This is a genomic window from Corynebacterium sp. ACRPZ, from assembly GCF_022346205.1.
Taxonomy (GTDB): Bacteria; Actinomycetota; Actinomycetes; order Mycobacteriales; family Mycobacteriaceae; genus Corynebacterium; species Corynebacterium lehmanniae.
The window spans coordinates 1-23,443 of record NZ_JAKRMR010000018.1; the positions used below are offsets into that span (position 1 = coordinate 1).

26 protein-coding genes are annotated in these 23,443 nt (G+C 65.8%); 18 read left to right on the forward strand and 8 right to left on the reverse strand.

Going from position 1 to position 23,443, the window contains the following annotated elements:
* Positions 1–517: 517 nt before the first annotated feature.
* From MHX64_RS10770 to MHX64_RS10780, 3 genes are read right to left on the reverse strand one after another with little or no spacing between them, the layout of a single operon-like run.
* Positions 518–1,474, reverse strand: a complete 957-nt coding sequence (locus tag MHX64_RS10770; RefSeq protein ID WP_239357450.1) for an NAD(P)-binding domain-containing protein — start codon at positions 1,472–1,474, stop codon at positions 518–520.
* Positions 1,467–3,038, reverse strand: a complete 1,572-nt coding sequence (locus tag MHX64_RS10775; protein WP_239357448.1) for a bifunctional ADP-dependent NAD(P)H-hydrate dehydratase/NAD(P)H-hydrate epimerase — start codon at positions 3,036–3,038, stop codon at positions 1,467–1,469. Before MHX64_RS10775 ends, MHX64_RS10770 begins: the two co-directional genes overlap by 8 nt.
* Positions 3,039–3,059: 21 nt before the next feature.
* Complete coding sequence (locus MHX64_RS10780; RefSeq protein ID WP_239357447.1) at positions 3,060–3,866, reverse strand: DNA-formamidopyrimidine glycosylase family protein; 807 nt, start codon at positions 3,864–3,866, stop codon at positions 3,060–3,062.
* A gap of 25 nt (positions 3,867–3,891) precedes the next feature.
* Here MHX64_RS10780 and MHX64_RS10785 point away from each other — a divergent pair, with 25 nt between their 5' ends.
* From MHX64_RS10785 to MHX64_RS10800, 4 genes are read left to right on the forward strand one after another with little or no spacing between them, the layout of a single operon-like run.
* The gene (locus tag MHX64_RS10785) at positions 3,892–5,385 is read left to right on the forward strand and encodes a DUF1846 domain-containing protein (RefSeq protein ID WP_239307186.1); all 1,494 of its coding nucleotides are present in this window, start codon (positions 3,892–3,894) and stop codon (positions 5,383–5,385) included.
* A 54-nt stretch (positions 5,386–5,439) separates the two neighbouring features.
* Entirely contained in the window at positions 5,440–5,775 is a 336-nt protein-coding gene (locus tag MHX64_RS10790; RefSeq protein WP_239307185.1) for a helix-turn-helix domain-containing protein, read from the forward strand.
* Position 5,776: 1 nt separating this feature from the next.
* Positions 5,777–6,475: a PIG-L deacetylase family protein gene (locus tag MHX64_RS10795; protein ID WP_239307184.1), complete on the forward strand. Its 699-nt coding sequence runs from the start codon at positions 5,777–5,779 to the stop codon at positions 6,473–6,475.
* 38 nt (positions 6,476–6,513) lie between these two features.
* Entirely contained in the window at positions 6,514–7,404 is an 891-nt protein-coding gene (locus tag MHX64_RS10800; RefSeq protein ID WP_239307183.1) for a rhodanese-related sulfurtransferase, read from the forward strand.
* Here the strand turns inward: MHX64_RS10800 and MHX64_RS10805 are convergent.
* The 3 genes from MHX64_RS10805 to MHX64_RS10815 form a co-directional block, all read right to left on the reverse strand.
* On the reverse strand, positions 7,394–7,852 hold the full coding sequence (locus tag MHX64_RS10805; protein ID WP_239357446.1) for a hypothetical protein: 459 nt from the start codon (positions 7,850–7,852) through the stop codon (positions 7,394–7,396). The two genes, MHX64_RS10800 and MHX64_RS10805, sit on opposite strands and share 11 nt — an antisense overlap.
* 10 nt (positions 7,853–7,862) lie before the next feature.
* On the reverse strand, positions 7,863–8,741 hold the full coding sequence (locus MHX64_RS10810) for a universal stress protein (RefSeq protein WP_181889312.1): 879 nt from the start codon (positions 8,739–8,741) through the stop codon (positions 7,863–7,865).
* Between the two features lie 167 nt (positions 8,742–8,908).
* A complete protein-coding gene (locus MHX64_RS10815) occupies positions 8,909–9,373 on the reverse strand; it encodes a MarR family transcriptional regulator (protein WP_311389932.1) in 465 nt (154 codons plus the stop codon).
* 55 nt (positions 9,374–9,428) lie between these two features.
* Between MHX64_RS10815 and MHX64_RS10820 the strand changes: the two genes are divergently transcribed.
* The 12 genes from MHX64_RS10820 (at position 9,429) to MHX64_RS10875 (ending at position 18,832) form a co-directional block, all read left to right on the forward strand.
* On the forward strand, positions 9,429–9,803 hold the full coding sequence (locus MHX64_RS10820; RefSeq protein ID WP_370642134.1) for a DUF5318 family protein: 375 nt from the start codon (positions 9,429–9,431) through the stop codon (positions 9,801–9,803).
* 102 nt (positions 9,804–9,905) lie between these two features.
* The gene (locus tag MHX64_RS10825) at positions 9,906–12,170 is read left to right on the forward strand and encodes a transglycosylase domain-containing protein (RefSeq protein WP_370642133.1); all 2,265 of its coding nucleotides are present in this window, start codon (positions 9,906–9,908) and stop codon (positions 12,168–12,170) included.
* Positions 12,171–13,727, forward strand: coding sequence for a glycosyltransferase family 87 protein (locus tag MHX64_RS10830; protein WP_239357445.1), 1,557 nt, complete (start codon positions 12,171–12,173; stop codon positions 13,725–13,727).
* Between the two features lie 3 nt (positions 13,728–13,730).
* Positions 13,731–13,919, forward strand: a complete 189-nt coding sequence (locus tag MHX64_RS10835; protein WP_239357444.1) for a hypothetical protein — start codon at positions 13,731–13,733, stop codon at positions 13,917–13,919.
* Between the two features lie 275 nt (positions 13,920–14,194).
* Entirely contained in the window at positions 14,195–14,491 is a 297-nt protein-coding gene (gene rpsF / locus MHX64_RS10840) for a 30S ribosomal protein S6 (protein WP_181889308.1), read from the forward strand.
* 51 nt (positions 14,492–14,542) lie between these two features.
* Positions 14,543–15,166 carry a single-stranded DNA-binding protein gene (locus tag MHX64_RS10845; RefSeq protein ID WP_239357443.1) on the forward strand — a complete coding sequence of 208 codons (624 nt, stop codon included), beginning with the start codon at positions 14,543–14,545 and terminating at the stop codon, positions 15,164–15,166.
* Between the two features lie 48 nt (positions 15,167–15,214).
* A complete protein-coding gene (gene rplI, locus MHX64_RS10850) occupies positions 15,215–15,667 on the forward strand; it encodes a 50S ribosomal protein L9 (protein WP_181889306.1) in 453 nt (150 codons plus the stop codon).
* A gap of 127 nt (positions 15,668–15,794) precedes the next feature.
* The gene (locus MHX64_RS10855) at positions 15,795–16,556 is read left to right on the forward strand and encodes a S1 family peptidase (RefSeq protein ID WP_239357442.1); all 762 of its coding nucleotides are present in this window, start codon (positions 15,795–15,797) and stop codon (positions 16,554–16,556) included.
* Positions 16,557–16,610: 54 nt separating this feature from the next.
* The gene (locus MHX64_RS10860; protein ID WP_239307180.1) at positions 16,611–16,898 is read left to right on the forward strand and encodes an antitoxin; all 288 of its coding nucleotides are present in this window, start codon (positions 16,611–16,613) and stop codon (positions 16,896–16,898) included.
* An 8-nt stretch (positions 16,899–16,906) separates the two neighbouring features.
* Entirely contained in the window at positions 16,907–17,305 is a 399-nt protein-coding gene (locus tag MHX64_RS10865; protein WP_239307179.1) for a type II toxin-antitoxin system VapC family toxin, read from the forward strand.
* Positions 17,296–17,994, forward strand: a complete 699-nt coding sequence (locus tag MHX64_RS10870) for an AAA family ATPase (protein WP_370643382.1) — start codon at positions 17,296–17,298, stop codon at positions 17,992–17,994. Before MHX64_RS10865 ends, MHX64_RS10870 begins: the two co-directional genes overlap by 10 nt.
* Before the next feature lie 163 nt (positions 17,995–18,157).
* Entirely contained in the window at positions 18,158–18,832 is a 675-nt protein-coding gene (locus MHX64_RS10875; protein WP_239357438.1) for an AAA family ATPase, read from the forward strand.
* On the opposite strand, the gene MHX64_RS12010 is transcribed toward MHX64_RS10875, so the two are convergent.
* Complete coding sequence (locus MHX64_RS12010) at positions 18,833–18,967, reverse strand: hypothetical protein (RefSeq protein ID WP_255711440.1); 135 nt, start codon at positions 18,965–18,967, stop codon at positions 18,833–18,835.
* 60 nt (positions 18,968–19,027) lie between these two features.
* On the opposite strand from MHX64_RS12010, the gene MHX64_RS10880 reads away from it, so the two are divergent.
* A complete protein-coding gene (locus MHX64_RS10880) occupies positions 19,028–21,088 on the forward strand; it encodes an ATP-dependent DNA helicase RecQ (RefSeq protein ID WP_239357436.1) in 2,061 nt (686 codons plus the stop codon).
* On the opposite strand, the gene MHX64_RS10885 is transcribed toward MHX64_RS10880, so the two are convergent.
* Positions 21,065–21,484 (reverse strand): hypothetical protein, encoded by a 420-nt coding sequence (locus MHX64_RS10885; protein WP_239357434.1) that lies wholly within the window; start codon positions 21,482–21,484, stop codon positions 21,065–21,067. The genes MHX64_RS10880 and MHX64_RS10885 overlap by 24 nt on opposite strands.
* 374 nt (positions 21,485–21,858) lie before the next feature.
* Here MHX64_RS10885 and dnaB point away from each other — a divergent pair, with 374 nt between their 5' ends.
* Positions 21,859–23,376, forward strand: a complete 1,518-nt coding sequence (gene dnaB / locus MHX64_RS10890) for a replicative DNA helicase (protein ID WP_181889298.1) — start codon at positions 21,859–21,861, stop codon at positions 23,374–23,376.
* The last annotated feature ends 67 nt before the right edge of the window (positions 23,377–23,443 follow it).

Below are 23,443 nucleotides of genomic sequence, written 5' to 3' on the forward strand. Positions count from 1 at the left end.
ACGGGCAGACGACCCAGCCAAAAACCTCTCAACCGCACCATCGCGGATATCAGATGGAAACCCTGCGGGCATCGGAATACCTTCCAGCCCCCAACACTCCAACTTTTTGTCCGCGCTCCCAAACGACGATTGTCGAGGTCCTGATAGCTGGATCCGCGGCTATGGGGCGGGCGGTCACAGCATCTGTGCGGTGCTTTTGCTCGAGCTTGCGGACTCCGCAACTCCGCAGTGCGGACAACTGGAGGTGGGCCAACTATTGGTTGCGGACAAACGATTTGAGGAGCAAGGCGCGGATGGCGGTTTCGATGTTGGTGTCATCGGTGCTGAGCTTGCGGACTCCACAACTCCGCATTGTGGACAATCAAGCAGGGACCAACTATTGGTCCGCACCCACCAAATTCGAGCCGGGATGTCTGGGTCGGTGGGCTGTTTCCAGCTACAAGGGCCCAGCTATTCGGCGTAAAACAGCGATTGTTGAGGACCTGATAGCTGGATCCGCGGCTATGGGGCGGACGCGCTAGCCCTTGCTCGCGATGCGCCGGGCGATGTCGCGGGCGAAGGGGCTCACACCGCCGATGGTCCCGGCGCCGGGGCCGTTGAGCGAGTCGAAGCCCAGGACGAACAGGCCGGGCGTGTCCAGGCCGCGCTCCAACCCCCGCACGGGAGACAGTGCGGGGCGGAAGCCGGTGGCCCAGATCAGGGCGTCGAAATCCGAGAGCTCGTCCAACGACTCGACCATGGGTTCGGCGTCCAGCAGATCGAGTGATCGGGCCCGGCGGACTTCGGGGACGAGGACGATGTCGCCGCCGAAATCGGCGCCTCCGGGATCGTCCTCGCCGCGTGAGATGGCGACGAAGCGCTCGCGGTTACGGCGGAAAAGCTGCTCGCCGTCGACATCCTCCGGCATGAACGCGGGCGGTCGGCGGGTGAACCATTGCACGTCCACCCCGCCGAGTGCGAGGTCCGCGACGATCTGCGCACCGGAGTTTCCGCCCCCGACGACAGCGACGCGCTGCCCGGCGAAATCCTCCGGCCGCCGATACTGAGCCGAGTGCCCCTGCTCCCCCGCGAACGACCCGGGGATGAAGGGCACAAACGGTGCGGACCAGATGCCGGTGGCCATCACCACATTGCGGGTGGAGTGGCCGTTGAGGTGGAAAGCGGAGCCGTCGTGAAGCACGTGTTTGACGCGCTCACCTCGTCGGATGGGCAGTGAGTACCGCTGCTCGTAGCGGGACAAATACTTCACGACGTGATCACGTGGCGGGTAGCCGTCGAAGTGGGGCATGGGCCAGCCGGGCAGGTTGGAAAACTCCGCGCGGGAGAACAGAGTCAGTGCGTCCCAGTAGTGCGGCCATGCCCCGCCGGGCTCATCGGAGGCATCGAGAACTACAAACGAAGCGCCGTATTTGCGCAGGTAGTACGACACGGCTAGCCCGGATTGGCCGGCGCCGACAACGACGGCGTCAAGCATGGGTGCCTCGGGTGCATAGCGCGGTCGCGGGGCGGACAAATTCGGCGATGCGGCTAGCCGGCGCGGTGGCGGGGCCAAACGGGGTCTCGGCGGCGAGTGACGCTGCGAGCGCGTGGACGGTCACCGCCCCGGTGGTTGTGGCGGCTATGGCGGCGTCGGCGTATGGGGTGCGTGCCGCAGCCAGCGCCAGGTGCGCACCCATGATGCCAGCGAGCACGTCGCCGGAGCCGGGTGTCGCAGCCCAAGAATGGCCGGCATCGACGGCGTGGATCAGGTGCGGCTCGTCCTCCGGCGCGACCAGGGTGATTCGGCCCTTGCGCGCGATGGTCGCGCGCAGCGTTGCAGCGAGGGCGAGTGTCTCTTCGAAGCGGATTCCCGCGGCAACTCCGGCCGCTTTCTGGAGGCGCGCGAACTCGCCGTCGTGGGGCGTGAGCACTGTAGTCTGCTGCCGTTTGGCCACCTGTTGGCGCAGTTCAGGGTGTTCGGCGAGGAGGGTGAGGCCGTCGGCGTCGATGAGCACTGGCACCTCCTGGCGCAAGATCCAGGAGAGCTCAGCGGCGGCTGCCTTGTCGGTGCCGGCGCCAGGGCCGAACACCCAGGCCTGCACCCGTCCCGCATCCTCGAGCGTTTGCGTGACGACGACCTCCGGATGTGCCCGCACCACCTCAGCGGCCTGCGGACCGGCGTAGCGCACCATTGCCGGCGAGGCGTGTACAGCACCAGACACGGCGAGTAGCGCGGCACCCGGATACCCGTCACTACCTGCGCGGACGCCGACTACTCCCCCGCTGTACTTGTCGTCGTAAGGGCCCGGCTCGACGGGGCGGACCGACGCGGCACGGAGCGGGGTGAGACTGCTGGGCCAATGGCCGGGGCCTGGCACGGCCCGGTTGGCAAGCACGAGCTCAGGGCCCTCGTGTGCCCATTCCGGCAGTGTGTCCAGCAGGGTGCCGTGCAGCGGACGCCCCGGCAGGCCGATGTCCGCGAGCAGCTGCACACCGCACTCCGGGGCAAGCGCGTGCGCACGACGAAATCCGCCGAACGTGATGGTGGCGTTGGCAGTGACGTGCAGCTCGCCAGCCTCGCCGGTGTCCGCATCTACGCCAGAGGGCACGTCCACGGCCAAAACCTTTACGCCCCGCAGCCATGCGACCGTGTCCGTGAGCTCCTCGCGTAGACCGCCGGATCCGCCGATGCCGGTGATTCCGTCGATTGCCAGGGTGTACTCCGCGGAACCTTCCGGCAGCCGTTCCAGCACGGTGCCGCCGGCGTTGGTGAACGCTGAAAGGGCCCGCTCTTGGGCGTGTCCGGCAGTCAGCAACGCATCCACGTTGTGGCCAGCGAGCTGCAGCTCGGCACCGGCGTAGAGCGCGTCGCCGCCGTTGCCGCCCGGCCCGGCGAGCACGAGCGTCCGGCCGCCCGTACCGTCCGCAAGCATCGCCTCAGCTGCCTCGAACACCGCGTGCGCCGCCGACTGCATGAGCTCGTCGGGGTGCGACTGGGAATCCAGCAACGGTGCTTCCGCGGCCCGGACCTGGTCTGCGGTGAAAGTCGTGGCGTGCATGCGCACCACACTACCCGCGCCCTAAAGTGCCTGGCAGGACGGGCAAAAGAATAGGTTGCGGCCTTCAAGCTGCTGCTTTTCGACGGGGCGCCCGCACACGTAGCAGGGCTCGCCGGTGCGGCGGTAGACGTAGACCTCTCCCCCGTGGTCGTCCTCCCGTGGCGCGCGCGACATCGCCTCGGGCAAGTGCTCGGGCCGCACTGTATCTATGCGCCCGGTGGCCACCCCGTCGGCCATGAGCGCGACCAGGTCGGCCCAGATGGCGTCGAAACGCTCGCGCCCCAGCTCCCGGCCCGGGGTGAACGGGGAGATGCCCTGGCGAAACAGCGGTTCGGCGCGGTAGATGTTGCCCACACCGGCGAAGTAAGCCTGGTCCATCATGAGCGAGCCGATGGTGCGCCGGGAGCGCCGCACCCGCTCGAACAGTGCGTCTGGGTCCGCGGACGGAGAAAGCGGGTCTTCGCCGGCTGCGTCCAGAATCGCCTGCTGCTCCGCCGGGGTGATGTAGGCGCATGTCTGCGGCCCGCGCAGGTGGGCGGCTATCTCCCCTGCTCCCCCGTCCGGCACCAGCCGCAGCCGGATCTGGCCGCGCAGGGTGTCTGCCGGTTCGAAGGAGAACTTCCCGATCAGCCCCAGGTGCACGTGCACCATCGCGTCCGTGAAATGCAGAAACAGGTGCTTTCCGTGGGCTGCAGCGTGGGTGAGCGGAGTGCCGTCGATAAGCGAAGGCTCGAAGCGCCCCTGCGGGGAGCTCGCGGAGACCGGCGCGGGGCGGAAATCCGTGTTGAAGCGGCGCGCAAGCCGGTGAATGACATGACCCTCAGGCACGGTCGCTGACTGTACTATTGCACCCATGCCGTATGAGATCGGGTTCGACCGCGAAAAATACATCCAAATGCAGTCCGAGCACATCCAGGAACGGCGCGCGGAGGTGGGCGGCAAGCTGTACCTGGAAATGGGCGGCAAGCTTTTCGACGACAACCACGCCTCCCGCGTCCTGCCCGGATTCACGCCCGACAACAAGATCGCCATGCTGGACCGGATCAAGGACGAAGTGGAGATTGTCATCTGCTTCAACGCCGGCGACGTGGTGCGCCAGAAGATGCGCGCTGACCTGGGCATCAGCTACGAAGACGACGTGCTGCGGCTTGTCGACGTGTTCCGGGACCGCGGGTTTTTGGTGGAAAACGTTGTGGTCACGCAGCTGGAGGGCCACAACCAGAACGTGGAGGCGTTCGTGGAGCGCCTTGGCCGGCTGGGGCTGAAGGTGGCGCGCCACTACATGATCCCGGGCTACCCGAACGACACCGCGAAAGTGGTCAGCGAGGAAGGCTTCGGCCGCAACGACTACGTGGAAACCTCCCGCGACCTGGTGGTCATGACCGCGCCGGGGCCCGGTTCAGGCAAGCTGGCCACCTGCCTTTCCCAGGTGTACCACGAGCACAAGCGCGGCATTGACGCTGGCTACGCCAAGTTTGAGACGTTCCCCATCTGGAACCTGCCGCTGTCGCACCCGGTGAACCTGGCGTACGAGGCCGCCACGACGGACCTGGACGACATCAACGTCATCGACCAGTACCACCTGGACGCCTACGGGGAGAAGGTCTCCTCCTACAACCGCGACATCGAGGTTTTCCCGCTGCTGAAGACGCTGCTGCGGGAGGCCACCGGCGCGGACCCGTACCAGTCGCCGACCGACATGGGCGTGAACATGGCGGGCTACTGCATCTCCGACGACGCCGCGTGTCGCCACGCCGCCGAGCAGGAGATCATCCGCCGCTACTACGCGGCGCTTGTGGACGAACGCCGGGCCGACGCCGACTCCACCATCTCCGACCGCAACCTCAACGTCATGCGCAAGGCGGACCTTTCCGTGGAGGACCGCGTGGTGGTCGCGCCCGCGCTCGAGGTGGCGGAGCGCACCGGCAAGCCGGGCGCGGCGCTGGAGCTGCCGGACGGGCGCATCGTCACCGGCAAGACCTCCGACCTGCTCGGACCGTCCGCCGCGGTGCTGCTCAACGCCTTAAAGCTGCTGGCCGGCATCGACGACGACGTGCACCTGCTCTCCCCCGATTCCATCGAGCCGATCCAGACGCTGAAGACCCGCCACCTGGGCTCGGTGAACCCGCGTCTGCACACCGACGAGGTGCTCATCGCGCTGTCCGTGTCGGCGTCCGGCAACCCGGACGCGGCGCTGGCACTGGAGCATTTGAAGTCGCTGCGCGGGTGCGACGCGCACATCACCACGATTCTGGGGTCCGTAGACGAGGGTATCTTCCGCAACCTTGGCGTGCTGGCCACCTCGGAGCCGAAGTACTGGCGCAAGGCGTTGTACCACAAACGCTAAGTTTTCCAACACTAACTATTGCGCTCGTTTCGGTTGTAGTTTATTGTCGAGCACATGCGGGAACAGCAATCGCCGGTGGAAGACGCATTAGCAGAGCTCAACAACAACCTTTCCGTGGCGCGCACGCGCGCAGAAGACCACGTCACGCTGCCGAAACAGACCGCCGTGTGGGTCCGTGACCTGCTCGAGGACCTCGCGGAGGGCCGCCTGGTGCGCCCGCCCGAACCGGACGAGGAGATGACCACCCAGCAGGTGGCCAACCTGCTCGGCGTTTCGCGCCCGTTCGTGGTCAAGCTCATTGACGACGGCAAGCTGCCCGGCCACAAGGTGGGCACCCACCGCCGCGTGTACACGCGCGACGCCCACGCGTTCAAGGAAAAGCGGGGTTAAGGTGCGGGAGCTTTCGCTTAGCGACGGCGCACGCGTCCTCGCCGTCGTCGCCCACCCCGACGACATGGAGTACGGCGCCTCGGCCGCCGTGGCCAAATGGGCCGAAGACGGTATCGAGGTGGCGTACCTGCTGCTCACGCACGGCGAGCACGGCATCGCGGGCGGGGATCCTGTGCAGGTGCGCGAGATCCGCGCGAAGGAGCAACGCCGCGCCTGCGACATCGTCGGCGCAGGGGAGCTGGAGATGCTCGACTTCACCGACGGCCTGCTGGAACACACCCTTGAGCTGCGCAAGGCCATCGCCGGAAAGATCCGCACCTTCAAACCCACCGTGGTGCTCACCCAGGACTGGAGCGTTGTCGCCCCGTGGGGCCTGAACCAGGCGGACCACCGGGTGGCGGGCATAGCAGCGGTGGACGCCGCGCGCGACGCTGGCAACGAGTTCCTCTTCCCGGAGCTGGGCCCGCGCCACCAGGCGGAAACGCTGCTGGTCACCGGAGCCCACGAGCCGGACGTCGCGGTGGCGGTGGAGCAGCGGCACGTGGAGAAAGGCGCACAGTCGCTGGACGCCCACGAGGCGTACTTCCAGGCGCTACCGGACCACCCCAGCGGCGCGGAGATCGTCGGCGGGGCGGCCACGCAGGGCGGGGAAGCGCTGGGAGTGCCGCTGGCTATCGCGTTCAAAGCCTTCGACCTCTAACTTTCCCCGCTGGCCTGGGTGGACATAGACTGCCAGGCATGACCAGCAAGATCCTGCTCTACTACAAGTTCCAGCCCATCGCCGACCCGGACGCGGTGCGCCTGTGGCAGCGGGACCTGTGCGAAGGACTGGGGCTGACTGGGCGCATCATCGTGTCCAAGGACGGCATCAACGGCACCGTCGGCGGCGACATCCGCGCCTGCAAGACCTACGCCAAGAAAACCCGCGAGTACTTCAAGGGCATCGAGTTCAAGTGGTCCGAAGGCGGGGCAGAAGACTTTCCCAAGCTCAGCGTCAAGGCCCGCGAGGAGATCGTCTCCTTCGGCGCGCCGGGCGAGCTCAAGGTGGACGACAATGGCGTGGTTGGCGGGGGAGTGCACCTCACCCCGGAGCAGGTCAACGAGCTGGTGGCCGACAACCCCGAGGCCGTGTTCTTCGACGGCCGCAACGCCCGCGAAGCAGAGATCGGCAGGTTCAAAGGCGCGGTGGTGCCGGACGTGGAAACCACCCACGACTTCATCAAGGAGCTCGACTCCGGCAAGTACGACTGGATGAAGGACAAGCCCGTCATCTCGTACTGCACCGGCGGGATCCGCTGCGAGGTGCTCTCCAGCCTCATGATCAACCGCGGGTTCAAGGAGGTCTACCAAATCGACGGCGGCATCGTCCGCTACGGCGAAAAGTTCGGCAACTCGGGGCTGTGGGAGGGCTCGCTGTACGTCTTCGACGACCGCATGCACACCGAGTTCGGCGCGCCGGGCGACCCGGACTACGTGCAGCTCGGCCACTGCGTGCACTGCGGCGCGGCCACGAACCAGTTCTACAACTGCGCCAACGAGCCGGAGTGCCGCCGCCAGTACTTGAGCTGCGAGGACTGCCGCGAAAACAACCCGTACTGCGGGGAGTGCGCCCAGCGCGCTACTGCGTAGCCAAGATCCCCAGCGTGATAATCAACCACGCCATGGTGAAGGGCACCAGCGGGATCCAGAACACGCCGATCCAGGGGATCCAGCGTTCGTAGCGGTTGAGCTTGCGCACGGTGATCACCGCGCAGGTCAGTAGCCCCACCACCGGCGGGATCGAGGTGGCAACGGCCCACCACGTGCGCCAGGACTCGGTGCAGAGCCAGGCGGAGCTGCCGTCGCAAAGCGGACCGCCCTGCGCGCGCGAGATCACCGCAAGAATGAACGCCAGCAGTAGGGTCACGGCTACCGTGCTCATCGCGAACGTGATCGCCTGGCGGGTGGAGCGGCGGTTTTTCCGGTCCACCTCCAGCGGATCCGGCTGGTCCGCGAGCTCGTCGAAGGAGCGCGGCTCGGGCCGCATGCGCGAGAAACGGTCGGCGGGGGAGTGAAGGTCGTTCTCCGGGTGCTCCATGGAGCCCAACCTACTGCGCCTTCGGGGAGTGCGGGCACACCACCACAGGCACCGAGGCGTAGCGGATGAACTCGCCTTCCAGCGTGCCCACAAACACGCTGGTGAACTGGGGCGACGGATGGGTCCCCAGGAACATGATGTCGCCCTTTTTCCACTTCACCGAATCAATGGAGCGCTTCCAGCTCTTCGCCGCCGAGACGGAGCTGGTGACGTGGAAGGTGTCGCACACGTCCGGCGCGACCTCCGCCGCCAGCGCCCACGCGTAGTCGCGGGCGTGGTCGAGCATGCCCAGCGTCTGCTCGTTCCAGGTAGACGTGTGCTTCTCGTAGGCGGTGGGGGAAAACGCGATAATGCGCAGCGGCAGCCCCAACTTGCAGGCCAGAGCGGTGGCGTAGTCCAGGCCGGAAAACTCCGGCTCAGCTGGGTCGTCCTCCGCCACGATCGCGTACGTCACGCGGGTGATGCCCTTCTTGGAGAGCTTCACCCCGCGTGGCGCAAGCCCCAGCGGGACGGGGCAGGAGCGCATCATCTCGTCCGCAACGCTGGACGGGCGGAACCGGCCCTTCGGCGTCTTCGCGCGAGAGCCCATCAGGATCAGGTCCGCGCCGAAGTCCTTCGCGGTCTCGTACAGGGAGCGCACCCTGTCCTTGCTGTCCACGAGGCGGGAAACGTCCTTTGACCACTGCTCGCGCGGGATGTGCTCCGTCAGCGCCTTCTCCACGCGGGAGTCGAAGGTGGCCTGCGCCTCCTTCATGCGCTTCTTGCGGCCTTTGGTGGCGTTGGCCAGGGATTTTGTCCATTTGGACTGGGTGCTGGACATCACCTGCACGGTCACCGGCAGCGAGCGGCCGAGCCAGGCGGCGAATTCCACTGCCTCGGTGTTTGCCACGTCCCAGCCCACAAGCACGCGCAGGGGAAAGGCAAGGTCCGCAAGATGGGCGCTGTCAGCGCTTGGGGAGCTGCTCAGGGCCTTCCTCCTTGACACATGTCCGCATACGCGAGTTTTCAGATAATACAGACATCATAAACATGTGCCGTCCTGGAGACGGAAAGCGGTTAGTCCGCGGAACCGGTGGCGTACGCGCGGGCGAGGTCGTTGAGGACCCCGGTCAACGAGTCCAGCTTCTCCAGCGCCTCCGCATCCAGCGCGCTGAGCATTTGGGCGAGGGAGCGGGTGCGCTCTGCGCCGACGCGCTCCAGCTCAGCGCGGCCGAAATCTGTCAGCTCCACGGACACGCCGCGACGGTCGTCCACCGAACGCACGCGCCGCACCAGATTGCGCTTTTCCAGCTGGTTGACGGTGTTGGAGGCCGTGGGCAGGCGCACGCCTTCCTCGGCGGCCAGCCTGCTAATTCGCGTGGGGCCGCTGAAGCCAAGCCTGTGCAGCACGGACAGTTGCGGGCCGGTCAGGTCCGAGTCCTCCGCGTTGCGGAAGTACGCCACGTACAGGCTGGTCATCGCGGGGCGGATGTCCGCCGCGATCCGCATGGCTTCCGCGGAGGGTTCGTCGTGCGCCGCCACTGTGCACCTCTTTCTTCCAAGTACTTTTCAGAATTTAGCAGCAAGGACTGGGGTTATGATGGCCGGGATGTTCACGTACGAGCACGAGGTGTCTCACGAGTGGCAGCGCCGCCAGACGCTGCGCGAGCTCAAGCGGGGGCATTTGCCTATCGACGAGGTGTGCGACGCCGACTTCCTGCTCCGCGCCGCCGCGCAGCACCACGGCGAGGATTCCGCCCGGCCCTGCCCCGTGTGCGGCGAAGTGATGCGTGACGTGCGCTGGGTCTACTCCGAAAAGTTGGGCAGGCGCACAGGCACCGCGCGCAGCGAGGAGGAGATAGACCGGCTTGCGGCTGAGGTGGGGCCGCTGACCGTCCACGTGGTGGAGGTCTGCCCGTCGTGCAAGTGGAACCATCTGTTACAAGAAGTCACAGCCGTACCAGTAGTGTGAATCCGAACTGGGCAGGTAGGGTGTCCGGTAGGAATGTAGTAGGTAGCTCGCCCGTTTGCCCTCCCCGCGGGCGCGGCGGGTGCAATTGTGCAGGGAAAACGTGTGACTGAACAGAGCGCTGAAAAGAATACGGCGAAGGCGAAGGGCTCCAGCGGCACCACGGCCGTGAAGAAAAAGAAGAAGTCCCGCGCGTGGCAGTGGGTGCTTGCCTTCTTGCTGTTCCTCCTCCTGCTCGCCTGCGTGCCGGTCGGCTGGTTTATGTGGAAGTACTCCAAGGCCGAGGTCCCGGAACCAGGCGAGATTGAGACGGCGCAGATCTCCTCGATCTACTTCAACGACGGCGAAAACGAGCTCGCCCGCCTCGTGCCGCCCGAGGGCAACCGTGAGCAGGTGCCCCTCGAATCTGTGCCCGAGGAGGTGCAGAATGCTGTGCTGGCCGCGGAGGACCGCGACTTCTGGACCAACTCGGGCTTCTCGCCGACCGGTTTCGCCCGCGCGGCGCTGGGGCAGATCACCGGCAACACCTCTGCAGGCGGCGGCTCCACCATCACCCAGCAGTACGTGAAGAACGCGCTGGTGGGCAACGAGCACTCCTACGAGCGCAAGGCCAATGAGCTGGTCTACTCCGTGAAGATGACCAACCAGTGGTCCAAGGAGGACATCCTCCGCGCCTACTTGAACACTGTGTACTTCGGCCGCAACGCCTACGGCGTCGAGGCCGCCGCGCACGCCTTCTTTGACAAGCCGGCGTCCCAGCTCACCCTCGAGGAGGGCGGCGTGCTGGCCGCCTCCATCCAGCTGCCCAGCGAGCTGGATCCGTGGACGAACCGCGAGGCGGCGGAGCAGCGCTGGAACTACGTCATGGACGGCCTCGTCGAGATGGGCAGAATCACCCCGGAGCAGCGCGCCGGCTTGGTGTACCCGGAAACGCGCGACCCGGCCTCCTACTCCGCATACACCGAAGCCACCGGCCCGAACGGCCTGATCAAAAACCAAGTGATCAAGGAGCTCGAGGCCCTCGGCATCACCGAAAGCGACCTGACCAACCGCGGTCTGCAGATCACCACCACCATCGACGCCGGCTCCCAGGCCAACCTGGAGCGCATCGCACGCGAGCGCCTGGCCAACCTGCAGGAGGATGCGCGAACTGGTGCGGTGGCCGTGGATCCGTCGACAGGCGCAGTGCGCGCTTACTACGGCGGCGACGACCCGTCTGGCTGGGACTACGCCAACGCGGGCCTGCAGACGGGCTCGACGTTCAAGATCTTCGCGCTCGCGGCGGCCCTGCAGCAGGGCATCCCGCTGACCTCCCAGTTCGACTCCTCGCCGGTGCGACTGCCCGGCAACATCACCGTGACCAACTGGGACGGTGGTGGCGGCGGCATGCTGTCCATGACCGAGGCAACCCGCGTGTCCTCCAACACCGCCTTCATGCGCATCCAGGACGAGCTGGACAACACTACGCAGGACACCGCCGACATGGCGCACGCCCTGGGCGTGGCCAAGTCCATCCCCGGCATTCCGGTGACCCTGCGCGAAAACGGCGGCCAGCCCTATGAGGGCATCGTGCTGGGCCAGTACCAGTCCCGCGTGCTGGACATGGCCACCGCCATGTCCACACTGACCAACCGCGGCCTGATGCACCCGACCCACTTCGTGGACAAGATCGTGGACGCCAACGGCGAGGTCCTCTACCAGGTGGACAACGACTACACCGAGCGTCGCGTGGCCGAGCAGGTGGCGGACAACACCCTCCAGGCCATGCAGGGCGTGGCCGGCTACTCCAACGCCGTCCTCGCCGGCGGCCGCCAGTCCGCGTCCAAGACGGGCACCGCCCAGATGGGCGACACCGGCAACAACAAGGACGCCTGGATGGTCGGCTCCACCCCGCAGCTCGCCGTGGCCGTGTGGGTGGGCACCGCCGACAACACCTCGCCAATCTTTAACGAGTGGGGCGGCATCATGTACGGCTCCAACACCCCGTCCCAAATCTGGAAGCAGTTCCTGGACACCGAGTTGGAGGGCCAGGAGTTCATGAGCTTCCCCAACGCCAACCCCGTCTACTGGGGCGTGAACCCGTACTCCGGCGGTGTCGGCCTGGGCGGCTACTACTCCAACCCGGCGCCGAGCTACACCGGCGGCACCGGCCAGGCGCCGTCCGCCCCGAGCTCCGCGGCGCCGGCGGAGGAGCCGTCGGGCCCGGCAGCGCCTGAGGCGCCGGGCGGGGAGGAGGCACCGGCGCCCGCACCCGCACCGGCGCCAGCCCCGGCACCCGCGCCAGCCCCCGCGCCGGCACCGGCGCCAGCGCCGAACCTCAACGACACGATCAACGACGTCCTCGACCAATTCCAGGGAGCGTTCCAATAAATGACTGAGCCGACGCAGACTACGCAGGTCACCTGGCCGGACCCGGCGGACCGTGTCCAGCCCGGCCGCACCGAGCCGCTCGCGCGCGGCTGGGTGGAGTTCCTCGGCGGGCCGATGGGCCGCTTCGCCCAGATCGGCCGCGCCCGGTTCTGGACGCCGCTGCGCTCCATCCTCGCCGTCGCATACGTCTTCTTGTCCTTCGGCCTGCTGCAGAAGGCGCACTGCGCCGGCGGCAAGGCCGACGACAACGGCATCATCCAGCTCAACTGGGACGGCAACCGCCAGTACACCGCCGCCTGCTACAACGACATCATTCCGCTCTACGGCGCCCGCGGCCTGGACCAGGGCGGTTTTGTCTACGACTACTCGTGGGTGGAGGACGGCCTGACCCGCTACATGGAGTACCCGGTGCTCGCCGGCCTGTTCCAGCAGCTGTCTGCTTGGCTTTCGCGCAGCACCTACTTCCTGGTGGACAACTTCGTGCCGGATTCCGGCTGGTACTTCTACGTCACCGCGCTGCTCATGTCCATCATCTGGGTGATCACCATCCGCATGGTCGCCGAGCTCGCGGGCAACCGTGTCTGGGACACCCTCCTGGTCGCCGGCTCTCCGCTGCTGATCGTCCACGCGTTCACCAACTGGGACATCCCGTCCATCTTCTTCGCCGTCGCCGCGATGCTGGCCGCCCGCAACCGGAAATTCTGGCTCGCCGGCGTGCTCATCGGCCTGGGCACCGCGTTTAAACTCTGGCCGATCTTCCTGCTCGGCGCGTACCTCACCGTGGCGCTGCGCAAGCGCGACCTCGTCCCGTTCGGCAAGATGCTCGCCGCCATGGTGGTGTCCTGGCTCGTGGTCAACGTGCCGGTCTACCTGCGCAACCCGGATGCCTGGGGTGAGTTCAACCGCCTCAACACGGACCGCGGCTGGGAGTGGACCACCATCTACGCGGTCATCTCCCGCATGACCGGCTGGACCGGCTTCGACTCCGGCGAGGGCGCCCCGGTGATCCTCAACGCCGTGACTCTGATTCTGTTCCTGCTGGGCTGCCTGGGCGTGCTCATCCTGGGCCTGAAGGCGCCGCAGACCCCGCGCATCGCGGAGCTGGTGGCGCTGATCGTCGGTCTGTTCCTCATCTTCAACAAGGTGTGGAGCCCGCAGTACTCCCTCTGGTTTGTCGTCCCCGCGGTGCTGGCGCTGCCGTACTGGCGCCTCCTTTTGTCCTGGATGGTCGTGGACATGGCCGTGTGGCCGGTGCTGATGTGGCACATGATGGGCGCGGACAACATGGGCGTGCCGGGCTGGTTCCTCAACATCGTGATCATCTCCCGCGACGCCTTCATCATCGCCATCATGGTGCTGGTGGTGCAGCAGATCCTGGGCAAGCGCCGCGACAAGGTCCGCGACGCCCACAACGGGCACGACCCCCTCATGTCGCTGCCGTACCAGTGGAAGGAGCCCTTGCCTATCGACGCCCCTCCGGCCGACCCCGTTTCCGAACCCGCCGACGCCGAGCCGGCCGGCTCCGAGTCCGCCGGCTCCTCGGCCGCCAAGGTCTAGCCGATGAACGCCACCACAATCCTGGGCATTGCCTCCATCGTGGTGGCGTTTTTCCTGTTTAGCGCCTCGTTCTATTTTGCGGTGAAGGGGCGGAAGCAAGCGTCGATAAGCTTCGGCCTGGTCGCCTTCCTCTTCATGACCGTGATCCCTGTCTCCCTCGCCCTCTTCTCGGCGGTGCCGAACCCGCACTAGGCGGATTTTGTACGAATCGACATTTCGGCCGCTTCTGGCGTTGCAAACGCCCAGGTCAGCATTTTGCCGCGTTGATTCGTGCACAACGTGGGTCCGCACCAATAGTTGGTGGCGGCCGGATTGTCCGCAATGCGGAGTCCACACGAGCGCACCCGAAACCCGAGGTTTTGAGCTGGTCAGACCGTGGGGTAGTCTGTTCGGGTTGCTTGACGCAACGACCCTCCTGCCATGACCACAAGGGTGATGGCCGAAAACAACCGAGACCATAGGAGGTGATGAGGTCCGTGCGTCACTACGAAGTAATGATCATCCTCGATCCGCAGCAGGATGAGCGCACCGTTGCCCCGTCCCTGGACAAGTTCCTGGAGATCGTCCGCAAGGAAAACGGCAAGGTGGAAAACGTTGATGTGTGGGGCAAGAAGCGTCTTGCTTACCCGATCAACAAGAAGGAAGAGGGCATCTACGCCGTTGTCAACCTCGACTGCGAGGCAGACACGGTCAAGGAGCTCGACCGCGTGCTGAACCTGAACGAGAACGTTCTGCGTACCAAGGTTCTGCGTACCGACAAGTAAGAACCGGTAGGCTCAGAAACCACACGATCAGCAGGTAGGAAGGTTTAGGACATGGCTCAAGGCGATACCCCAATTACCGTTGTCGGCAACTTGGTTGCGGACCCGGAGCTGCGCTTCATCCCGAGCGGCGCTGCCGTTGCGAATTTCCGCATCGCGTCCACGCCCCGCACGTTCAACCGGGAAACGAACCAGTGGGAAGACGGCGAAGCCCTGTTCCTCACCTGCAACTGCTGGCGCCAGATGGCGGAGAACGTCGCGGAGTCCCTGACCAAGGGCATGCGCGTCGTGGTCACCGGCAAGCTGCGTCAGCGTTCCTACCAGACCAAAGAGGGCGAAAACCGCACCGTGTTCGAGGTCGAGGTCGACGAGGTTGGCCCGTCCCTGAAGTACGCCAGCGCGTCTGTCACCCGCAATCCGCGTGAGGGCGGTGCGGGCGGCTACGGCGGCGGCAACCAGGGCGGCCAGCGCGGCGGTTTCGACCAGGGTGGCCAGGGCGGCCAGGGCCAGAATCAGGGCCAGGGCGGCTACAACCCGGCGAACGGCGGCTTCGGCGGCCAAAGCCAGGGCCAGACCCAGGGCAACCCGAACCAGTCCCAGCCTCAACATGATCCGTGGGGTTCCGCTCCGGATGCCGGCGGTTTTTCCGGCGGCGCGGGCGATGAGCCACCGTTCTAAACGACAACCACACATCAAGCATTTTTCACCATAAGGAAGGTTAGGATTATGAAGCTGATCCTCACCGCTGCCGTCGAGAAGCTTGGCGAGCCTGGAGAGGTCGTCGAGGTCAAGGACGGTTACGGACGCAACTTCCTGCTCCCGCGCGGCCTGGCTATCCCGGCTACCCGCGGCGCAGAGAAGCAGATTGAAGACATTAAGCGCGCCCAGGCTGAGCGCCAGGTCCGCGACCTGGATCACGCGAAGGAACTGCGTGACCAGCTCGACCAGCTCAAGGGCGTCAAGGTTGCTGTGCGCACCGCTAACAACGGCAAGCTGTTCGGCTCTGTGAAGGCCGGCGACATCGCCGACGCTGTGAAGGCCGCTGGCGGCCCGAACTTGGATAAGCGCCGCATCAACGTGCCGAAGGGCCTTGTTACCAAGACCGGTGGCTACCAGGTCAAGGTCAACCTCCACGACGACGTGGAGGGCAAGGTGAACTTCGAGGTCGTAAGCGCATAACGCTTATCGACGACTGCTCCGCCTGAGAACGGAAAACTGCAGTCCAACGACAACAGCATTTAAAAGCGCGGGTCCCACTTGTGAGGAGTGGGGCCCGCGCTTTTAGTGTGCCGATACAATACCGCCCATGACGTTTTCCGTGGCGCGCCGCGTGCGCACTTTGGCTGTGTCCCTCCTGCTCGCGGCGGCTGCTGCGGCCGGGTTCGCCATGCCGGCGCAGGCGGTGGCGATGTACGCCGGCGACAGTATCCGGGTCGCGTACAGCGACGGTTCCCGCTACGGCTGTTCGCTGAATACGGTGGCGCACCGCGGCGGGCGGGCTTACGGCGTGACGGCGGGCCACTGCCTGGCGCCGATTGGTGGTGCGGTGCCGGTGGCGGTGTACGCGGCGGATGGCCGCACGAAGATCTCCGGCGACCTGCGGGAGTCCGGCTACGAGATGCGCGGCGACAACAAGTTGGGCAGCCCGCTTCGAGACGTCGCCTGGTTCCCGCTCGCCGGCGACGCCACCAACGCTGCGGCAGTCCGCGGCGGGGCGGTGGACATCCCGGTCATCGGCGCGGTCAATCCGCTGTCGGACGCGGTCCAGCGCATCAACCCCACCCGCCGTGTTGCGGGCTACCACCCGGTGACGGCGGTGAAGCCGGGCCAGATTGTGTGCAAGGACGGCGCGCGCACCTCGCGCACCTGCGGCCCGGTGCTGAAGGTGAACCCGGACACCGGCGAGCTGGCAGTGCTGATCTTGGCGCTGCACGGCGATTCCGGCGGACCGGTCTACACGGTCAACCCGGATGGCAGTGCGAACATCATCGGCGTGGTCTCCGGAACGGCGTTCGGCGTGCTGCTCGCGGTGGACGGTCTGCTGCCGCTGCCCGCCGGATTGCGGTAGTTGTCAGGGTGTGTATATCCTCTCGGATATACACTTGAACTAGGGGTGATTGCTATGGCCGAACCAATTCAGGACGGGCCAGTCCGCACGACAGTGTTCATGTCGGGAAACAGCCAGGCCGTCAGGATTCCGGCGGCACTGCGCTTTGATTCGGACAGAGTGATGATCGAACGTGTGCCGGAAGGTTTGCTGCTGCGGCCGGAGGAAGAATCGTTCGGGCATGTGGTGGCGAGGTTGCGCGAGTTCCAGCGCGTAAACGGTATTGAATCTGGGCTGGTCGAAGAAGTTGATGATCTGCCGGAGGACCTTCCCCCCGATCTTGACCGCGGCGTCGAGCGATAGGAGATTCGGTGCGGTACCTCCTCGATACAAATGTGTGGATCGATATTGAACGTGGTGACCATCCAGAGGTTGTTCGCAAAAGTTCTGAGCTAGCTAGTGCGCAGCTTTGCTTATCAACTGTGGTTCTTGGCGAAATTCAGGCCGGAATCGAGAGGTCCCGCAGGCCAGATGCTATGCGGCGGGTGTACGACCTCCTGCTGCACGGTTGCCCTGTGTTCGAGGTCGATCGGGAGTCCGCATGCCTATACGGCAAGCTCCGGTCTGATCTTCTGAATCGGGGGCAGGTCATCGGCTCGAACGACCTCTGGATCGCGGCGCAGGCGATCCGAAATGATTTAGTGCTTGTGACTGCAAACGAGCGCGAGTTTGCGCGCGTGCCCAACCTGAAGCTGGAGAATTGGCGGTAGTCATGTTCGTCACCCAGGTCCGCATCGACGCGCCGGTGGAGGGCTACGCCCGCGACCTGCCGGTGGTGCGTCGCTTGGCTGAAAAGCCCCTCGAGCTCGCGCAAACCACGATCCTCACCGGCGACAACGGGTCGGGGAAGTCCACGCTGGTGGAGGCGATCGCTGTGGCCGCCGGCGCCAACGCCGCGGGTGGATCCCGCCACGCCCAGTTCCAGGCCGGGGACCATTCCAGCCTCCACGCCTCGCTTACGCTGACCCGTCGCGAGAACCCGAGCGACGTGTACTTCCTGCGCGGCGAAACATACCTCGACCTCGCCGAATACCATGAAAGCCTCGGAATCGAAGACCCGTTGCAAGACCTCACTCGCCGCAGCCACGGCCAAGGCATCATGCGCATGGCCCACGAACGCTTCGGCCCGGACTCTTTGATCATCCTGGACGAGCCCGAAGACGGCCTCTCGGTCTTCTCCCAGCTCGAACTGCTCGGCCTGCTCGCGGTGCTGATCCGCCGCGGCGCGCAGGTGCTCATGGCCACGCACTCGCCGGTGCTGCTCGCCGTCCCCGACGCCCGCATCCTCACCGTGCCCGCCCTGGAGCACATGCCTTTCGAGGACTGCGAGCCCGTCACCGCCACCCGAGAGTTCATCGACGACCCGGCCGGCACGGCGAGATTCCTGGTGGACGGCTAGGGAGCCTGCCCCTGAGCGCCCATGTCGATATCTCGAGGTCGATAGTCGCTGGTTACAGCGTTTTCGGATTTTGGAGTCCCGGCAGGCCAAGAGGCGCTGACCTGCAACTATCGACATGGAGTTATCGACCTCAACGTATTGACCCCGCCGTAGGATGAGCCCCATGTTCATCCAGCACATCTCCGTCGACCCGTCGAAGGCCCCGCCGTGGGCCCTCGACGCGCCGGCGGTTGAGCACGTCGCGGAGTTCGGCTTCCCGCTGACACACCCGGTCACGCTGATCACCGGCGGCAACGGCGTGGGTAAGTCGACGCTGTTGGAGGGGATTGCCCGCGCGTGGGGGTTTCAGGTCGAGGGCGGGCCGTGGGGCGTCGATAAGCCTGGCGCCCACGACCCGATGTTTGGCGCGCTGACGCTTCGGACCGGGGCGCGCGCGAAGGCCGGGTATTTCCTGCGCGGCGAGACGCACACGCGCGTGACAGAGTTCGGCGAGCGGTCGCACGGGGAGTCCGTGTTGGAACTGACCTCGCGGTTTGCCCAAGATGCGCTGTACTTGCTGGACGAGCCCGAATCGGGTCTGTCCCCCGTCGCGCAGATGGCGCTGGTGGCGCAGCTGCACGCAATCGGCGAGCAAAGCGCGCAGGTGATCGCGGTGACGCACTCGCCGATCGTGCTCGGTGCGCCGGGCGCGGAGATCGTGGAGGTCAGCGAGCATGGCGTGGACCGCGGCCTGGCGGTGGAAGACACACTCGCGTTCCGGGCGATGCGGGACTTTCTGGCGGATCCGCACGGCATCGCCGAGTACATGGCGGACTGGGCGGAGGGCGAGCTGGGTTAGCTAGGACTCTGCGAGTCGTCGCATGAGTTCTTTCCGTTGCGCATAAATCCGGTCAAGTTCCGCCTCTGCGTCGTGGCGCGTGTACTCGAAGTCCTCGGTCTTCTGCGGCGGTTCTTCGGGTTCTTTGTCGGGCATGTTGCGGACGGTACCACTGTTCGAACACCCGTGTCGGGGCCGTGGTATATGGTGTGCGCCATGACTGCGAAACGCGAACAAGCGGACGAACTTCTCAAGGGCATCGCGGGGCCCCACGCCGCCCTGCGCGACGACCAGTGGACGGCCGTCGATTCCCTGGTCAACCAGCGCAAACGCATGCTGGTGGTGCAACGCACGGGCTGGGGTAAATCGGCGGTGTATTTCATCGCCGCGAAGCTGTTGCGCGAGTCGGGCGAGGGCCCGTCGATTATCGTTTCGCCGCTGCTCGCGCTCATGCGCAACCAGGTCGAAGCGGCCGCACGCGCCAGCATCTGGGCGGCCACGATCAACTCCGCGAACATGACGCAGTGGGAGGAGATCCAGGCGGACGTCGACAAGCTGGACCTGCTCCTGATCAGCCCGGAGCGCCTCAACGCGCCGGGTTTCCGCGATGAGGTGCTGCCGCAGCTCGCGCAGTCCGTCGGCATGCTGGTCGTGGATGAGGCCCACTGCATCTCCGACTGGGGGCACGATTTCAGGCCGGATTACCGGCGCATTTCTTTGCTTATCGACGACCTCCCGGCCAACACCCCCGTCCTGGCCACCACCGCAACGGCGAATGACCGCGTGGTGGCCGACGTTGTCGCCCAGTTGGGCGAGGGCACCGGCGTACTCCGCGGCGGGCTGGACCGCGAGTCGTTGTCGCTCAACGTCGTGCAGCTTGCAGACCCCACCCAGCGCGCCGCCTGGATCGCGCAGTACTTGGCGCAGGTGGATGGCTCCGGCATCATCTACTGCCTGACCGTCGCCGCCGCGCACGACCTGGCGGAGGCGCTGGAAACGGCCGGGTGGAACGTGGCCGCCTACACCGGCCGCACGGAGGCGGAGGAGCGCGAGCGCCTCGAGCAGGCGCTGATACACAACGAACTCAAAGCCCTGGTGGCCACCTCGGCGCTCGGCATGGGCTTTGACAAGCCGGACCTCGGCTTCGTGGTGCACCTGGGCGCGCCGAGCTCGCCGGTGAGCTACTACCAGCAGATCGGCCGCGCCGGGCGCGCCACCGACCACGCCGAGGTGGTGCTGTTGCCCGGACCGGAGGATCAGCGCGTGTGGGAGTACTTCGCGTCCGTGTCCATGCCGGAGGAGCCGGTGGTGCAGCAGCTGCTGGGCGCGCTCGGGAGCGAGCCGATTTCCACCCCGAAACTCGAAAACGCCGTGGACTTGTCGCGCACACGCATTGACCAAGCGCTGAAAGTGCTGGACGTCGACGGCGCGGTGCAGCGCGTCAAGGGCGGCTGGGTCACTACCGGCGCGCCCTGGTCCTACGACCACAAGCGTTACGACGGCCTGGCGGACGCCCGCGAGCGCGAACAAGACCTCATGCTGGCCTACGAGTCCACGGACGCCTGCCGCATGGTGTTTTTGCGCAGCGAGCTGGACGATCCGACGATCGGGGAGGGGGAGCGCTGCGGGCGCTGCGACAACTGCACCGGCAACCACCTGCCCACCGATGTGGACCCGGCGCTCGCCGAGCGCATTGACGCCCGCCTGAAGGCCCCCGGCGTGCCATTGTCCCAGCGCAAGATGTGGCCGACCGGCTCCGCGCGCCGCGGCAAGATCAAGGGCGTTCAGGCGGGCAAGGCGCTTGGCCGGCTCAACGACGTCGCCCGCGGCCCCGCCCTGGCCCAGCTCCTGCGCGACAACACCTACCGTCCCGCCACGAACTGGCGCGACGACCAGTGGCTCACCCGCTTCGTCGCCGTGCTGGCGGACTGGGACTGGGACACCCGCCCGGCCACGGTGGTCGCGCTCGGCTCGGCGGACCCGGCACGGGCGGAGATGGTCGCCTCCACCGCCGAGGCCTTGGCCCGGGTGGGGCAGATGACCTACGGCGGGGTAGTGCGCGCCGGGGAGACCGAGGTTCAGGCGCGCAACTCCGCCTTCCGCGTCAATGCGCTGGACCGGTACTTCGACTACTCGGGGCTCGACGTGGGCGAGGGCCCGGTGTTGCTGCTTGCCGGCGAGGTGGATTCCGGCTGGTCCGTCACCGTCGCGGCAGCGGATATCGCCGAGCGATTCGGTGTGGAGGTGCTGCCGCTAGCGTTCGCCTCGCGGGCGTGAGGTCCTCGCCGCCGCTGTCTGCGCAACGGCCGAGCCGAGCAGGATGAGTAAGCCGAGAGGGATGAGGTACAGAAACAGGTTGATGATCGGCAGCGACATGCCCGCCTGGTATTCCTGCCAGCTCGAGTCGGCGACAGAGCCGAAGCCCACGGCAAGGCACGCTGTGGCGATCCAGACGGCCACACCGTGCGCAGGGCCACTCCGCCGCGCTGCCGCAGTGTAGGTGGCAGCCCATCCGACCGCTCCCGCTGCTGCAAGTACCGCGAGGACAGCGAAGGCGAGGCTGTAGGCCGCGAAGTCGAGATTGCCGCCAAACGCTCGCATCCCAGCCACGCACACTGCGGGAAACGCCACTGCAAAGGCGAGGTAACTCCAGAGAATTGCTCGTGGGGACATGCGACGACGGTAACAAAAACACACCGGGTGCGCCCCTGTGACGGAATGTGGATAAGTGGTGGGTTATACAGCCTGGGTAGGGGTTAGATTGTCCACTCGAGTGGACATTTCGTGGTTGTCAAACGCCGTGGTCAACCGAGTTATCCACCTAAAACGTCACTCGGCGTGAGTTTGAAAATATACAGGGTGAACTGCGGAAATGTACCGTTGTCCAGTGGCTTGGAGTCTCGAATCCACACGAATTCCACACCGCAAACACCACCCCTGTGGAAAACTCACCCGCACATTCCCCAATTGTCCACACCCCCTGTGGATAACTCGGTTTGCGGTTTGCATTACGGGGTAGTCTCATACACACAGCGAAAGGGGAGACCATGGGTGCAGACGACAGCTTCGACGACTACGTGCCGCCGCCGGAACCGGCCGCGGACTACGGGGACTTCAGCGACTCCGACTTTGACGCGTTCCAAGGCAACAGCGGTAACTCGAGGGGGAAAGGTGGGAGGGGCGGTAGCTCGTCGAGAAGCAACCGCTACTCCAACTTCAACCGCGGCAACAACGAGCTGCAGGAATACCGCACGCCGCCGCACGACGAGCTGGCGGAGCGCTCCGTCATCGGCGCGATGCTGCTCAACCCCGACGTCATCCTGGATGTGGCGGAAAGCCTGCGCCCGGACGACTTTTACTTTCCGGCGCACCAGCTGATCTACCAGGCCATCCTGGACCTGTTCGCGCAGGGCAGCAACGTCGACGTGCTCATTGTCGCTGGGCGGCTGGACCGCATCAACGAGCTCGAGCGCGTCGGCGGCGCGCCGTATCTGCACACGCTGATCTCCGAGGTTCCCACGGCGGCGAACGCCCGCTACTACGCGGAGATCGTGGAGGAAAAGTCGATCCTGCGCCAGCTGGTCAACGCCGGCACGCAGGTGGTGCAGCTCGGCTACGAGGGCGAGGAGGGCATGGAGGTCGACGCGATCGTCGACCATGCCCAGCAGAAGGTCTTCAACATCACCCGCAACCAGTCGGGCGAGGACTACCGCCCGCTGTCGGAACTGCTCAAGCCCACTATTGACGAGCTGACCATGATCGCCTCCGGCGGCGCGCTCGAGGCGGGCGTGCCCACCGGGTTCATCGACCTGGACAAGCTCACCAACGGCCTGCACGCTGGCCAAATGATCATCATCGCGGCGCGTCCCGGTGTGGGTAAATCCACGCTCGCGCTGGACTTCATGCGCTCGTGCTCGATCCACCAGAACAAGACGTCCGTGATCTTCTCGCTGGAGATGAGCGCCTCCGAGATCATCATGCGCATGCTGTCCGCGGAGACGGAGATCAAGCTCTCGGCGATGCGCTCGGGCCAGATGGAGGAGCGTGATTGGGAGAAGCTCACCCACCGCCTCACCGAGATTCAGGACGCGCCGCTGTTTATCGACGACTCGCCGAACCTCACCATGATGGAAATCCGCTCCAAGGCGCGCCGCCTGAAGCAGCAGCACGGCCTGGACCTGATTGTGGTGGACTACCTGCAGCTGATGAGCTCCGGCAAGAAGGTCGAGTCGCGCCAGCAGGAGGTCTCGGAGTTCTCCCGTCACCTCAAGCTCTTGGCCAAAGAGCTCGAGGTGCCGGTGATCGCCATCTCCCAGCTCAACCGTGGCCCGGAGGCCCGCACCGACAAGCGCCCGCAGCTGGCTGACCTGCGTGAGTCAGGCTCGCTGGAGCAGGACGCCGACATGGTGTTCCTGCTCTACCGCCCGGACTCGCAGGACCGCGACGACGAGCGCGCGGGCGAGGCGGACATCATCGTGGCGAAGCACCGCGGCGGCCCGATCGACACCATTCCGGTGGCGCACCAGCTGCACTACTCGCGCTTCGTCAACATGGCGCACGGCTAGTTAACCTGCCCTATGAACAGTTAGGCATGGCTTTCCAACGGTGACACGCTGCTGAAACGCGTTTATG

What these genes read in the sequence shown, in the direction of transcription:
- MHX64_RS10770 (WP_239357450.1), bottom strand. Translation starts at nt 1,474, where the DNA reads ATGCTTGACGCCGTCGTTGTCGGCGCCGGCCAATCCGGGCTAGCCGTG.
- MHX64_RS10775 (WP_239357448.1), bottom strand. Translation starts at nt 3,038, where the DNA reads ATGCACGCCACGACTTTCACCGCAGACCAGGTCCGGGCCGCGGAAGCA.
- MHX64_RS10785 (WP_239307186.1), top strand. Translation starts at nt 3,892, where the DNA reads ATGCCGTATGAGATCGGGTTCGACCGCGAAAAATACATCCAAATGCAG.
- MHX64_RS10790 (WP_239307185.1), top strand. Translation starts at nt 5,440, where the DNA reads ATGCGGGAACAGCAATCGCCGGTGGAAGACGCATTAGCAGAGCTCAAC.
- MHX64_RS10800 (WP_239307183.1), top strand. Translation starts at nt 6,514, where the DNA reads ATGACCAGCAAGATCCTGCTCTACTACAAGTTCCAGCCCATCGCCGAC.
- MHX64_RS10805 (WP_239357446.1), bottom strand. Translation starts at nt 7,852, where the DNA reads ATGGAGCACCCGGAGAACGACCTTCACTCCCCCGCCGACCGTTTCTCG.
- MHX64_RS10820 (WP_370642134.1), top strand. Translation starts at nt 9,429, where the DNA reads ATGATGGCCGGGATGTTCACGTACGAGCACGAGGTGTCTCACGAGTGG.
- MHX64_RS10830 (WP_239357445.1), top strand. Translation starts at nt 12,171, where the DNA reads ATGACTGAGCCGACGCAGACTACGCAGGTCACCTGGCCGGACCCGGCG.
- MHX64_RS10835 (WP_239357444.1), top strand. Translation starts at nt 13,731, where the DNA reads ATGAACGCCACCACAATCCTGGGCATTGCCTCCATCGTGGTGGCGTTT.
- rpsF (WP_181889308.1), top strand. Translation starts at nt 14,195, where the DNA reads ATGAGGTCCGTGCGTCACTACGAAGTAATGATCATCCTCGATCCGCAG.
- MHX64_RS10845 (WP_239357443.1), top strand. Translation starts at nt 14,543, where the DNA reads ATGGCTCAAGGCGATACCCCAATTACCGTTGTCGGCAACTTGGTTGCG.
- rplI (WP_181889306.1), top strand. Translation starts at nt 15,215, where the DNA reads ATGAAGCTGATCCTCACCGCTGCCGTCGAGAAGCTTGGCGAGCCTGGA.
- MHX64_RS10855 (WP_239357442.1), top strand. Translation starts at nt 15,795, where the DNA reads ATGACGTTTTCCGTGGCGCGCCGCGTGCGCACTTTGGCTGTGTCCCTC.
- MHX64_RS10860 (WP_239307180.1), top strand. Translation starts at nt 16,611, where the DNA reads ATGGCCGAACCAATTCAGGACGGGCCAGTCCGCACGACAGTGTTCATG.
- MHX64_RS10875 (WP_239357438.1), top strand. Translation starts at nt 18,158, where the DNA reads ATGTTCATCCAGCACATCTCCGTCGACCCGTCGAAGGCCCCGCCGTGG.
- MHX64_RS12010 (WP_255711440.1), bottom strand. Translation starts at nt 18,967, where the DNA reads ATGCCCGACAAAGAACCCGAAGAACCGCCGCAGAAGACCGAGGACTTC.
- MHX64_RS10880 (WP_239357436.1), top strand. Translation starts at nt 19,028, where the DNA reads ATGACTGCGAAACGCGAACAAGCGGACGAACTTCTCAAGGGCATCGCG.
- MHX64_RS10885 (WP_239357434.1), bottom strand. Translation starts at nt 21,484, where the DNA reads ATGTCCCCACGAGCAATTCTCTGGAGTTACCTCGCCTTTGCAGTGGCG.
- dnaB (WP_181889298.1), top strand. Translation starts at nt 21,859, where the DNA reads ATGGGTGCAGACGACAGCTTCGACGACTACGTGCCGCCGCCGGAACCG.